Annotated in this window: 10 protein-coding genes; 2 read left to right on the top strand and 8 right to left on the bottom strand. The window is 34.9% G+C overall.

Features of this window, described 5'->3' with window-relative positions; genetic code table 11:
- Positions 1–7 precede the first annotated feature (7 nt).
- From fsa to ACN1AG_RS01995, 7 genes are all read right to left on the bottom strand, one after another.
- Entirely contained in the window at positions 8–658 is a 651-nt protein-coding gene (fsa, locus tag ACN1AG_RS02025; RefSeq protein WP_417905305.1) for a fructose-6-phosphate aldolase, read from the bottom strand.
- Positions 659–1,531, bottom strand: a complete 873-nt coding sequence (locus ACN1AG_RS02020) for a ParB/RepB/Spo0J family partition protein (protein WP_417905304.1) — start codon at positions 1,529–1,531, stop codon at positions 659–661. It abuts the gene before it with no gap.
- Positions 1,528–2,292 carry a ParA family protein gene (locus ACN1AG_RS02015; RefSeq protein WP_417905303.1) on the bottom strand — a complete coding sequence of 255 codons (765 nt, stop codon included), beginning with the start codon at positions 2,290–2,292 and terminating at the stop codon, positions 1,528–1,530. Before ACN1AG_RS02015 ends, ACN1AG_RS02020 begins: the two co-directional genes overlap by 4 nt.
- Positions 2,267–2,866, bottom strand: coding sequence for a 16S rRNA (guanine(527)-N(7))-methyltransferase RsmG (rsmG, locus tag ACN1AG_RS02010; RefSeq protein ID WP_417905302.1), 600 nt, complete (start codon positions 2,864–2,866; stop codon positions 2,267–2,269). Before rsmG ends, ACN1AG_RS02015 begins: the two co-directional genes overlap by 26 nt.
- Positions 2,866–4,713 (bottom strand): tRNA uridine-5-carboxymethylaminomethyl(34) synthesis enzyme MnmG, encoded by a 1,848-nt coding sequence (mnmG, locus tag ACN1AG_RS02005; protein WP_417905301.1) that lies wholly within the window; start codon positions 4,711–4,713, stop codon positions 2,866–2,868. The genes rsmG and mnmG overlap by 1 nt, the downstream gene beginning before the upstream one ends.
- A 10-nt stretch (positions 4,714–4,723) precedes the next feature.
- On the bottom strand, positions 4,724–5,146 hold the full coding sequence (gene ndk, locus ACN1AG_RS02000; protein WP_417905300.1) for a nucleoside-diphosphate kinase: 423 nt from the start codon (positions 5,144–5,146) through the stop codon (positions 4,724–4,726).
- A gap of 89 nt (positions 5,147–5,235) precedes the next feature.
- On the bottom strand, positions 5,236–6,522 hold the full coding sequence (locus ACN1AG_RS01995) for an MFS transporter (protein WP_417905299.1): 1,287 nt from the start codon (positions 6,520–6,522) through the stop codon (positions 5,236–5,238).
- A gap of 187 nt (positions 6,523–6,709) precedes the next feature.
- Between ACN1AG_RS01995 and ACN1AG_RS01990 the strand changes: the two genes are divergently transcribed.
- Both ACN1AG_RS01990 and ACN1AG_RS01985 read left to right on the top strand, forming a co-directional pair.
- Positions 6,710–6,889 carry a DUF2706 domain-containing protein gene (locus ACN1AG_RS01990; RefSeq protein WP_417905298.1) on the top strand — a complete coding sequence of 60 codons (180 nt, stop codon included), beginning with the start codon at positions 6,710–6,712 and terminating at the stop codon, positions 6,887–6,889.
- Positions 6,890–6,959: 70 nt separating this feature from the next.
- Positions 6,960–7,676 (top strand): ComF family protein, encoded by a 717-nt coding sequence (locus tag ACN1AG_RS01985; RefSeq protein ID WP_417905297.1) that lies wholly within the window; start codon positions 6,960–6,962, stop codon positions 7,674–7,676.
- Positions 7,677–7,734: 58 nt separating this feature from the next.
- Here ACN1AG_RS01985 and ACN1AG_RS01980 read toward each other — a convergent pair whose 3' ends face one another.
- Positions 7,735–14,040: an autotransporter domain-containing protein gene (locus ACN1AG_RS01980; protein ID WP_417905296.1), complete on the bottom strand. Its 6,306-nt coding sequence runs from the start codon at positions 14,038–14,040 to the stop codon at positions 7,735–7,737.
- Positions 14,041–14,155 lie beyond the last annotated feature (115 nt).

Below are 14,155 nucleotides of genomic sequence, written 5' to 3'. Positions count from 1 at the left end.
TTAATTATTAAAACTTTAATCCAGATTTAGCCCAATCTCTATTAAAAACCTCTAAACCTGAATCTGTTAGTGGATGATCTAATAATTGTTTGATAATTTTACTAGACATTGTAGCAACATCAGCTCCATACATAGCAGATTGATAAACATGGTTAGGGTTTCTTATAGATGCCGCTAGGATTTTTGTCTGATATTGATAATTATCATACATCTGTCTTATATCGCTTATTAAACTCATACCATTTTGACCTATATCATCAAGCCTACCTATAAAAGGTGATACATAATATGCTCCAGCTTTTGCAGCAATAAGAGCTTGATTAACCGAAAAGCATAGTGTCATATTTACTTTCTTTCCTTTATCTGCAAAATACTGGCACACTTTAATACCATTCCATGTCATAGGTAATTTAATAACAATATTATTTGATATTCCTAAAATTTTATTACCTTGGCTAATCATAGTGTCAACATCATTGGCAGCTACTTCCACACTAACATCAGAGCGTACTATCTTACATATCTTAACAATGGTTGATCCAAAATCATCTTTTGTCTTAGACATCAAAGAAGGATTAGTAGTTATACCATCAATGATACCCAATTGGTTAATCTCATCAATTTCTTTAATATCAGCACTATCTAAAAAAATTTGCATTTAATTTAACCTCGACAAAATTGAATCAAGTTCCTCTAAACTATTATAGTGAAATATTAATTTTCCACCAATTGGATAGTCTTCAATAGTTACTTTTATATTAAATCTTTCTGACAATGATTTAGCTAATAACTGTAAATCATTATCTTTACTACCTTCTTTTAGGAATTTCTTTCCTACACGTTTCTCATGTTCTGGGGCTTTTGTATATTCATTTTTGGACCAGTGTCTTACCATATCTTCAGTTTGACGAACGTTTAAATCATTCTCAATAATATAATTAGCTATTATCTCAGCCTGCTCATGATTAATTAAACATCTTGCATGTCCCATAGTTAAAAACCCATCATTTATTTTATCTTTGATAGATTGTGGCAATTGATTTAGCCTTAATAAATTCGCTACATGACTACGACTTTTGCTAAGTTTTTCTGCTAGCTGCTCTTGTGTATAACCAAACTCTTTTATTAACCGCTCAAATCCTTCTGATTCTTCTATAACCGATAATTCCTCCCTTTGAATATTTTCAATTAGAGCTATTTCTATAATCTCTTTATCATTTAAATCTTTTATAATTGCAGGAATATCAGTAACCTTAGCTATCTTACAAGCACGCCAACGTCTCTCACCAGCTATAATTTTATATTTCCCATTGCTAATTGAACTAACAATAATTGGTTGTAACAAACCATTATTACTTATGGAATCGGCTAATTCTTTTATTTTATCATACTCAAATTTTTTCCTTGGTTGATTATTCCTAGCTTCAATTTTGTCGATATCTATAATTTTTACTAATTCATCTTTCTCTATAGTAAAAACCTCTTCTCCAAGCAAAGCTGACAACCCTTTACCTAAACCTTTGTTTTTCATATATTTCTACCTAAAATCTCTTTAGTAAGTTCCATATAAGCAATAGAGCCAGCACATTTATGATCGTAAATAATTGCTGGCTGACCGTAAGATGGTGCCTCAGATAGTTTTATATTCCTTGGAATAACTGTCTTAAATACCAATCTTCCTAAGCATTTTCTAACGTCCTCTTCCACTTGCTCAGTTAATAGATTGCGTTTATCATACATAGTAAATAAAATACCAGCAATTTTTATTTTTGGGTTTAGACTCTTCTCTATAATTTCAATTGTTTTTAGTAAATGACTTAACCCTTCTAATGAATAAAAATCGCACTGCATAGGAATTAACACATTATCACAAGCAACTAACGCATTGACTGTCAGCAGATTAAGAGATGGAGGGCAATCTATCATAACATAATCATAGTCATCGACTAAGTTATTTAATAAATCTGATAATAAATATTCTCGCTTTTTTATACTTAATAAATCCGACTCAGCACCAGACAAATTAGTATTAGCTGTAATTAATTGTAAATTTGGAATATTTGTTTGTATTATAGCTTCTTCAATAGGCTTTGAACCTGTTAATACCTGATAAATAGTAACCTTTCTATCTTGTTGATTTATACCAAAGCCAGTGCTACTATTTCCTTGAGGATCTAAATCTATTACTAAAATTTTTTTATCCATTACAGATAAAGCTGTCGATAAATTTACAGTAGTCGTAGTTTTAGCAACTCCACCTTTTTGATTAACTATCGCAACTATTTTTGTCATGTATATTACTAATTTCTAGAATTTTACTATTATTAGAAGTCTCACTATCATATACCGAATGACAAAAAGACCACCTCTTTTTGGCAATCTCAATTTCTTTTTGATACTGCTCACCTTTAAATAACAAATACTTATTTTTTACATTAATATGTTTGGTATAAACAAATATTTTCTCTAACTGAGCAAATGCCCTAGAAGTTAATATATCACAATCTAATTTAATATCTTCTATTCGTTGATTAACCACCTTTACTTTGTTACTAGAAATTTTAGAAGCTTGCAATAAAAAAATAGACTTTCTTATATCAGATTCCACTAAAGTAACATTCTGTATCCCTGCAATAGACAATACTATCCCTGGAAATCCACCACCCGAACCAACATCTACTAAATGGATATTTTGCTCATTTATGTATTTCATTAATTGCAAAGAATCTAAAATATGTCTTACCCAAAACTCATGTTCAGTATTACAAGAAACGAGATTAATAGTTTTATTCCATTTCAATGTTAACGATTGATATTTTTCAAGAGCATTTATTGTTTCACGTGAAATATTATCATAGTTAAGCATTAATTTCTATGTCTTGTTTTCATATAAATTATAATTGCTATTAAAGCGGCTGGAGTAACACCGGATATTCTTCTAGCCGCACCAATAGTATCTGGTTTATGATGATGTAGTTTTTCTCGTACCTCTGTAGACAAACTTGGTATTTTAAAATAATCAATATCATCATCTAACAATTCCAACTCTTCTTCTTTAAATAATTGAATATCTGCATTCTGTCTAATCAAATAAGAGGAATACCTTGATTCGATATAAAGATAATGAAGAAGTTTTCTATTTAATGAAACAAGCTCTGGAAAGATTTCTATTGTTTTATCGACACCAAAATTTGGTAATCCTAGCAAATCAAAGGCTGTTTTATGCGAACCATCCTGTGAGATAGACACACCTAGATTAGCTAACTTAGTGGTTGTTAAAGAAATATTTTTTACAATATTTTCTGCTTTATGAATATCTTCACATTTTTTGTTAAAAATCTCTTTGCGTAAATCAGATACAATACCAAAATCTATAGCCATTTGAGTTAGTCTTAAATCTGCATTATCTGCCCTAACTGAAAGCCTATATTCAGATCTAGAAGTAAACATTCTATAAGGCTCTGCTGTACCAAGAGTAATTAAATCATCAATCATAACACCAATATAGGCATCTGCTCTAGTCAAAATAAAATTTGATTGACTTTTTAGTGATAAAGCTGCATTAATACCTGCTATGATTCCTTGCCCCGCCGCTTCTTCATAACCAGTAGTGCCATTAATTTGACCAGCAAAGTATAACCCCTCAACTTTTTTTGTTTCTAACGTTGCTTTTAATTCTCTAGGATCAACATAATCATATTCTATTGCATAGGCTGGTCTTAACATTGTAGCCTTCTTAAGACCAGGAATTGTCTTTAGTAATGCTAGTTGTATATCTTCAGGTAATGATGTAGATATACCATTTGGGTATATAGTATGGTCATCCAAACCTTCAGGTTCTAAAAATATTTGATGACTTGCTTTAGAAAACCTAGTAACCTTATCCTCAATAGATGGGCAATATCTTGGCCCTATGCCCTCGATTTGTCCAGAATACATAGCTGATTTATCTAAATTATTTCTAATAATTTCATGAGTTTGTTCAGTTGTTCTAGTAACGAAACAATTTATTTGCTTTACCTTAATAGAATCTGTAAGTTCAGAGAAAGGGCGTGGTACGGCATCTCCAGCCTGCACTTCTACTTCGTTATAATCAATTGTTCTCCCATCTATTCTTGGAGGTGTACCAGTTTTTAACCTACCAAGAGAAAAACCTAGATCTTTTAATGTCTTAGATAAGCCGTATGATGGTCTTTCACCCACTCTACCAGATGGGATTTTTTTAGACCCTATATGAATGAGTCCAGATAAAAACGTACCTGTAGTCAACACAGTTTTTTGACATTCAATTCTCGTACCATCGTCTAAAATCAATGCTTTTACTTTAGAGTCTTGGATTTCAATATTTTCTACAGATGCATATAAAATTGTCAAATTTGGGTGATTTATCAAAGCATTATACATAGCTTTTTTATAAAGTTTTCTATCAGCTTGAGCTCTTGGTCCCCAAACTGCTGGTCCTTTACTTTCATTAAGCATCTTATAATGTATACCAGCTTGATCTATAATTTTACCCATAAGCCCATCAAGTGCATCTACCTCTTTCACTAGAGTACCTTTTGCCACTCCACCTATTGCAGGATTACAAGACATTTCACCAAGATTATCTAGCTTTAGAGTGATTAAAAGAGTATCTACACCACGACGTGCAGAAGCGGAAGCTGCCTCACAACCAGCATGACCACCACCAATAACTACAACGCTATATTTCATAAGACTTAAGTTATTCTACAATTTCTTTTTTAGTAAAGAATAATTGCACTTCTCTTTCTGCACTTTCTAAACTATCAGAACCATGGATACTATTAGCCTCAATATTCTCTGCAAAATCTTTTCGAATTGTGCCTAGTTCAGCATCATTTGGGTTAGTAGCCCCCATTATTCTACGATTTTTTAAAACAGCATTTTCCCCTTTAAGCACCTGCAAGACGACTGGACCAGAAATGATATATTCCACTAAACTATTAAAAAATGCCTTTGACCTATGTTCTGCATAGAAATTCTCTGCTTGATCTCTAGTTAGAATAGTCATTCTTTGAGCTACTATTTTTAGTCCAGTATTTTCTAAGTAAGAAATAATTTTACCAATTAGGTTTCTTTTCGTAGCATCTGGCTTAATCATTGAAAATGTATATTCTTGAGTCACGGTAAACCTTTATTAATTTATTGTTAATATTTATATAAATTTATATATTTTTGGCAAGCAAATTCTGATAGCACAGTTAAAGTAGTACTTTATACAATTTTTCTAGAACTATAATTCCAAGTTAAGGAAAAAAGTATTGCCCCCAAGAAAGCAGAAAAGATAAAAAATAAAAAAACACCATTCCAACCTAAATTATCAGAAATCCAACCAACACATACCCCAGCCAATGCAGCACCAAGATAACCAAATAGACCTGAAAGACCGTTAGCCGTACCAACTGCTTGTTTATTAGTAAAATCTGCTGTAGCAACACCTATTAAGACTTGCGGTCCAGATACAAAGAAACCAGCCAAAGCAAGAATAATCATGCTAAATATTTCATACTCGTTTGGTATTTGCCAAAATAAAATAAGAGTAAAAGCCAAAACAAACATAAATACTGAACCAACTGGTCCACGTCGTCCTTGAAATAGCTTGTCTGACATCCATCCAGCAACAACACCACCAATTAAACCTAAGATGTCATAAGAAGCAACTTGTAGGCCAGCTTGAGCAATAGTAACGTTTTTTAGTTCACGTAAAAATACGGGTGCCCAAAAAATTACACCTGACCGTACAATATAAACAAACATATTAGCAAAACACACATACCACACTAGCCTATTACAAAATACAATTTTTATTAGTTGCCTCGTTAATAAATTATCACCATCGCTTCCAAGAGATATATCACATTCTTTATACTCTTCCACTATGGGTAAATTAACCTCATTGGGAGAATTACGTAATCTATTAAATAAAAATAACGATATTAATAATGCCATTATTCCAGGAATTATAAATGCTGCTTCCCAACCATAAACGTCTATTAAATAGCCACACACTATCATAGTAGTTGCTCCACCAATTTGATTAGAAGTAGCCCCCAAAGACCATTTCATTCCTAATTCCTTAGAAGCATACCAATAAGTCAACATACGTGTTGCAGGCGGCCAGCCCATGGATTGAAACCAATTATTCAGAATCCATAAAAGACCCAGTGAGGTTATACTAGAAGCAAAACCCGATAACAATGTTATGATGCCTACAAGGGCAAGACCAATCACCATAAATATACGAGCATTTGATCTATCGCTAAAGAATCCATTACACAATTTTCCTACACCATAAACTATAGAAGAGGCTGTTAAAATCCAGCCAAGTTGAGTTTTTGTTACCTCAAAATGATCCATTAAAGCAGGCATTGCAATATTAAAATTCTGACGACAAAATATGAATGTTGAATAACCAATAATTATTGAATATAAAATTCTAATACGCCAGCTATTATACTTTCTAGCATAAGGAGGTCTTTCTTTGAATGTGGTACTTACCATCGTTTCCTCAGGTTATTACTTGCAAATATTTGAAGAGAGTATATATGCTTGTCAGGGAAAATACCACAAGCTATTATGTATTTTGTATCTAAAGCTTATTTTTTATCAAATGTACTTGAGATTTATTGCGAACTAGGTTAACCTCCTATAGAATCTAAGGTAATAAAATTAATTCTAAATGACAATTATGACAAAATTATTAAGATTTTCTATGTTTTTTGTTATACTCTTGCAGTTATTATCATGCACTCCTGGTCCTCCTTACGAGATTAAAAGCCCTTGTGTGTCTATTGAATCAACAGATTCTTCTAGTACTAGCAACCCATGTGTTCGTAGACCGGTAAATTTAACTAGAGATATTGCCTAAACCCCCATTTGGGATAAGAATTGACAAATTCTTATCCCGAATTCGCGTCTAAAGGTTTGCTTTTATAATAATGTACAAAATCAGTAGATTTTATAATTATCTAATAGATTATATCTTGCCAGCAAGATGTTTGTCTTGTGCTGAAATGACTGCCACTAAAGAGGATTTTTGTCTAAATTGTTGGAAGAAACTTGATTTTATTACAAAACCTTACTGCAATATTTGTGGTTGTAGATTAGATATATCAATTTTAGATAATATGTGTTGTGCAAAATGCTTTCAACATAAACCTTGCTATGACATGTCTCGTAGCTTAATTAAATTTAATGAGCATAGCAAAGAAATAATTCATGCCTTTAAATATCAAGATAAAACTATTTTCTCCAAAACTTTCAGCAAATTACTTTATAGACAATACCACAGCGAATTTCAAGATATTGACCTGATTATTCCAGTTCCAATGAATAGGTTCAAAAGATTGTTTAGAATGTATAATCCTGCTTTGATTATGGCTCAAGAAATCAGCAAACTACTAAAAAAACCGGTAAGTCCTGACGTATTAATTAAGTCAAGATGGACCAAATCCCAAACTTTTTTATCTAAAAAAGAACGAGAAAAAAACTTATCAAATAGCCTTATACTCAATAAAAAATATCAAATTATAGACCAAAAAATATTATTAGTAGATGATGTATTGACCACTGGCACTACCATTAACAAATGTGCTAAAATCTTAAAGGATTCCGGGGCTAAGAGTGTTTACGTTATGACAATTGCCATGACATAAATGGCAGGAAGGTGTCATTCCGGCGTGTAGGCGGGAATGACATCTTTTTTCGTTCTACTTAAAAATTCACTTTAACCTTCAAACTACCTTGGTGACCAATATATTTGCTGGCAATGTTAGCATTATAGGTAACGCCACATTCCATCATATTATATTTCGCAGTTAAGCCAGTACCAACAGTGAAGGAGGTCTTAGCAGGTTTAACTAATCTAGTCGATAATGGTTCATTTATCCCATCTAACCTTGCATCAATAATTGGTGCTTTTCCTTTGAAGTCATGATTAACGTAACCATGCAATTCTGGTATTAACAGTACTTCGTTAACCTTCAAGGTTATCGCAGTTCTTAACCCCAAAATACCTTCAAGTTTATTGTACGACCTTTTCTTAACAGCTAGGTTTTGGAATTTTGTACCAGTTTCCGTATAGCCAGCATCCTTAAATTGCAAATATCTGAGTCCAATTGTTGGGGTAATCATTAACTTTTCAGAAGCTTGATAATTATACCCTGCAAGTAATTGACCACTATAAGAAATAGATTTATACTTAGCAGCAGCAGTCTCTAGAGCAGTAACAGTTCTCACCTTCGTTGCGATCAGGCGTCCTTCTGAGTTCTTAACCCTAGTTATGCCATATGATGCTATAGCTTCAGTAAACCAATTATTTGGAAAATTATATAAACTATATAAAGAGAAGATATTAGTCTTGCCGTTAGTTTTATCACCAACCTTCTGATTTTGATGAGACATTTGTGTGTTAATTCGGCTATAAGCTGCACCAAGTAGCAGATTATCATTTACTAAACCATCAAATCCAACTATTCCACCAGCTGATTTCGATTTATAACCACTAACTCCTTCATACATTTCTTGGCAAGCAGTACCATAGAATGGACTACCCCATACTCCATACATTACCTGATCATCATCACCAGACCCTATAGCTGATGCAGGATTATGCATTCTCATATACTGTCTTGAAGCAATTTGGATAGCAGTTTGAGATATCAACGTTCCCATTATTGCAGATGTTTTTGCAAGACTCTCTCCTATTGAATGTTCATTACCAGGCAATAGTTTCTCAATCGCTAAATGGGCATTCTTTTGATCCATTTTACCAAGTTCGCCTCTGAATTTAGCAGCATCACCTGTTGCATTCAGCAATTGTTTATTAACAAACTCTTGTTCATGTGGTGCATATTTAGCAGAGTCTTTAACTAAAACTTTATTAGAAATGTCAGTTATATACAGTTTTAGATCACTAGAATCCATGGACCACTTTACAAAACGGTTTTGTTCACCAGTTGAGTCAAGACTAACTTTACTATTATCAATTGCAACAAGACCTTTACCATCAACTGACGAAATCACAAAATACTGAGTACCCCCTTTAGGAATTTTGTTAACATCAGTCTGAGCGTTCACTTTTATAATCAGCTGGTCTGCTTTCGATAAATCCAATTCACTATCTTTCTGAACCTCTATATTACCACCTGCTCCACTTGATGTATCGTAGGCAGTAACTAGTTCTATCTTTCCTGTCAGCTGTGCCTTACCAGTATATTGTAATTTATTAGCTGCAAGATCTACGGTGAAATCTTTAGCTGCTAAATTACCAGTTATAGAGGCTGTTTTAGGTAATATAATTATCTTAGCTTTATCTGCCTTAATATTAGCAAACCTAATATTTTGTTCTAATATTACAAACTTATTTGCAGCAAAACTTACTTCTGTTCCATCAGCAGTTTGTTTAAACCAAACATTATCGACAAACGTTACCTTACCACCATTAATTTTGGCATCAACCAGTACTGCATTATCAAATTTTGCAATACCTGCATTTTTTATTTCATCCGAAACAATTTGTGTACTATAGGCAAAACTTTTCAATAATCTTGATAGGCTAGACCCATCTACAGTGAGGTTTGGCACAGATATAGTTCTGTTTTTAGTACCAGCAAAAGTTGCAGTCTTATCATTAGCAATTGTTATTTGCTTAGAATAAACATCACCTTTTACCGTAGCATTATTATCAAAAGTTACATCAGACAATCTTAATTTTTCTGTTCCAAGGTTATAAGCAAAGCTTCTATCCGAGTTGAAAACTACTTTACCAGTATTATTATCTTTAGTTGATACATCGGAATAGACAGCACTATTAATAGTAATTTTATGATCACCCAGTAATTTAATAGATTTTAACCTATTCTTCTCTGACCCAATATCTTGTATTCCAGTGCTAAAATCTGCAGCTAATGCAAGAGTATGAACATTATTACCAACAGTACTAATGCCATCTACAGTACTTGTTCCATTTAAAGTTAAAGTTGCCTCTTTAGCATTAGAGAAGCTAATATTCTTCGCCGAAACTGCTTGGGTAATCGCTACATCTGCTCCCGCTATTTCTAGAGTATATACTGAATTTCCAGCACCTATTGTACTACTAACGGTTATAGCTTCTTTAGCATTACTAAATTTAACCGTACCTTGACCGGCTGCCTCTCCCTTAATATCATGGGTCGTCACAGTACTAGCAAACTCAGCAGTTGCCCCATTAGATATTATGATGTCCTGATTATTATCAGTTTGAACTTTGTCGCCAAATCTAGTAGTACCAACTTGGACTTCTATAGTACCAACAGGATTTTTGTCCGTTCCAACTACACCAGTAACGCCATTGTTGCCTTTGAATATTAAACCAACTGCAGTTCCTCCTGTTGAATTAATAGAACCTGTTAAATTACAGTTCGTAGCAAAAATTAAATTATTATTACCATTACCTTGAATTTCTTTAATATTATGATTGACACCTGCTAATTGTACATCACCTACCCCAGCTTTTAACACCTTTAAGTTAGTAATCTGCCTTGTTACTGTAGCATCTCCTAGGAATTCTAATGTTCCATTAACACCACCAATTATACTACCATTGATGTTCTTATTAGGTGCCAACCTAACTGTACCATCCTTATCTTGGAAATCTACATTACCTGTAATATCACCATTAGCGGTAAGTACAGTATTCGTAGCAAATAAAATATTGCTATTAACCGCACCCAATGTTAGTTCATTTACATTTAATTCTATATTTTTGCTATGAATGGTAATCTGCTGAGTGTTAAATTTACCAGCACCAGAAAAAATTACCTTTTTTAGGTTATTACCACCAGTACCTAAAGATAAGCCTACCCCAGCAATCGTCAATGTTTCTCCATCCACAACAGAATGAAGCTCAACTATACCCTTACCATCAGCACCTGCAGCACCTGGATCTAAATTATTTACCAAAGTTATAGTTTTATCTCCAGCAGCACTATTCCGTAAGGTTAACTGAGCATCTGCATGGTCAAAAGTAATCTGATCAGCCTTAGTAGCATTTAAATTAAAAACACCGTGTTCTGCATCAAGTATGTAAGTTGCTGGACCGGCACCAGCACCAAAATCCGCCCCAATATGAATATTTTTAATCTGTGCTGAAGTAGCACTTTTATCGGTAAATCTTGCCCCATTAATAATGTGCAACACTTGTGCATTATGGACGTCAAGTTTATTAGCAGCACTTCCTACAATGGTAACTCTACCAGCAACAAGCAATCCATTTAGTGCATCACCAGCACCAAAACTCTTTCCTCCTGCAGATTGTAGAGTTAAAGTTGCATTCTTACCTTCCATAAACACAAAACCACCACCACCAGCAAGTCCTGGTAAATCATCGTGAAAAATTATGGTGCTATCATTATTTTTTGTATATAAACCCAAGATCGAATCTGCATGCAAGAAATTAATCTTTTGATGAACAGCAGGATCAACTAGACCAAGAAGATTAACATGACCTTTTGAAGCATCTATTGTTAGAGTCCTAGCAGCAGGAGCAATAGTACCTATATTTATGGTTTTAATATTTCCAATCTGTGCATTTGTGGCTGTAAGGTTAGTACGAACATTTAAAGTACCATGATCACCATGCTCTATTGCTGAGTCGAAAGTATAAGGTCCAGCAGCACCGTTAAATGTCAGTGTTCCATCCTCAACAGCATCAAAAGTAACTTTCCCTCCAAAATGACCACCAATTGTTACAGCATGACCAACAGCATTACCAAAGTGAAGATCATCAGTATAGACACTTCCTCTTAATGTAGTAACACCGCCGGTAATAATTTGGTGAAGTCTCGCACCATCAGCACCAATATCCCCAGTTACCGTACCAATTCCTGCAAAGGTTAATGTTCCTGTACCAACTCCACCCGCAGTAACAGCACCAGTGATTGTCTGAGCAGCTCCTAGAGTAATTGTACCTGCATGACCTTTGAAGTTCACATTACCCGTAATCCCCAAAGCAGCATTTAAATTACCAGCCGCATTAAAATTCACATTACCCCTCATCAAACCTGCAGCGGTAACATCAGCAGCATCATGGTTAATATTAAAATTTCTAGCATTGGATGCACCCCCTAACTGTACAGCACCTCCTCCTATTCCAGCAATTCCAAAATTAACCTCTGCTAAAGCACAAGTAGCACCAATAGCCCCGGTTACTTCACCAACTCTTGCGAAGTTTAATATGCCAGCCTTAATAGCATCAACATTATCATTATCCACATTACCTTCGATTTTCTGACCAGCTCCTAGAGTAATTATACCATCATTACCTTTGAAGTCCACATTACCCTCAATCCCAGCATTAGCATTTAACCTACCAGTCCCATTAAAATTCACAGCACCCTTCATCAAACCTGCAGCATTGACAGTAATATTAGGATTATTTATATTAAAACTTGTGGCCTTGGCTGCACCCTGTAACTCTACAACACCTGTTTCAGTTCCCCCGAAATTGACCACTGTTAAAGCATTAGTAGCACCAATAGCCCCAGTTACCGTGCCAGCTCCTGCGAAGTTTAATACACCAGCAGCAACACCACCAGTGTTATCCACAGCACCAGTGATTGTCTTACCACTTCCTAAAATAATTGTACCTGCATGACCTTTGAAGTTCACATTACCCGCAATCCCAAAATGAGCAGTTAACCTACCAGCCGCATTAAAATTCACAGTACCAGTCATCAAACCTCTAGCAATAACTATAACATTGTTATGGTTTATATTAAAATCTGCGGCAATGGCTGCACCCCTTAAATTTACAACACCTCCCCCCGCATCAGGCCCAGCAGCAATTCCAAAATTAACCTCTGCTAAAGCCTGACCAACACCACCAATAGTGCCAGTTACTCCACCAGCTTTTTCGAAGTTTAATATACCCTTATTATCTGCACCAGTGGTGTTATCTACACTACCAGTGATTGTTACACCCTCTCCCACGTTAAGTACAGAATTTTCATGGGTAAGCTCAGTGTTATTAGCATAAACATTTCTACCAAAAGTAACTTGCCCTTCCTTTATCTTTATGAATGCTAAAGCATGATTTTCAGCACCGATATGCCCTTTTACTTCAGAAACCCCTCCTGCTCCTCCTTCGAAGATTAGCGTGCCACGAGATCTATTTGCACCATGAATATCAGGAATCTCTATATGAGCGTCAATGTCCGCATCTTTATTAACTTTAAGTATAGAATCGTTATGATTAAAATTAATAACTTCAGCATGAACTGATTTGTGTAAAGTAACTGTTCCATCACCGAGATTTATCTGCTCTAAATCGTGACCTTGAGTACCGACCTCCCCAATTACTTCAGCATTTCCTAGGAAGGTTAATCTTCCTTCATCATCACTATTCGTAGTGACAGCACCAATACTTATCCCATCGCCAACTACAAGGGTTGAAGCATTACCATCAGCATCATTACCACCAAGCGTTACATTACCCAAGCCGGTGTAGGTGTTTGCCACTGGTACAATAAAGCCATGCTGATCTGCAGCAGCTACAGTACCAGTTAAAGTTAAGGTGCGACCAGCTGCTATAGTTATAGGTAACCTCTCAGCACTAGGATTATTACCATCAGCATCAGTACTTACTATAGAACCAATTGAGAGATTTTCATTAACCGTAAGTCTGCCGGGATTATTGTGAGCTAAGTTGATAGCGGTAATAACGGCATTTTCTCTGTTAGCAGTAAGTTCAAAACCACCACCATAGGTGATTGCTAATTGTCGAGTTGCTAGATTAGGGTCCTTCCACACATCATCCACATTATATGATACTACGGGATCTAGAGGACGACCGACGTTATTAATTCCATTCCAATTCGCATTAGCATCACCATCCGTCAAAGTCGCATTTTGTCTAATTACAGCACCACGAGCCACACCAGCCGCCAATGCCACATTACTACTGCCTAGGCTAGCTACAACCGAGGCAATTGCACTACTAGCCAGCAAATTTTTAAAGAATTTTTGTTTTTTCACCATCATTTTACCATTTTATAATTAAAAAAATAATTCATTTCTAGATCCCTGCCTACAATGTCACCCCTGCTTCTCTTACAATGTCACCCCTATCCACCACGATGTCACCCCTACGTAGGCA

The sequence above is a fragment of the Candidatus Tisiphia endosymbiont of Micropterix aruncella genome (genome assembly GCF_965178575.1).
In the GTDB taxonomy this organism is placed as follows: domain Bacteria; phylum Pseudomonadota; class Alphaproteobacteria; order Rickettsiales; family Rickettsiaceae; genus Tisiphia.
Note: the sequence above shows the minus strand (reverse complement) of the source record. Positions and strands in the feature narration are given on the sequence as shown.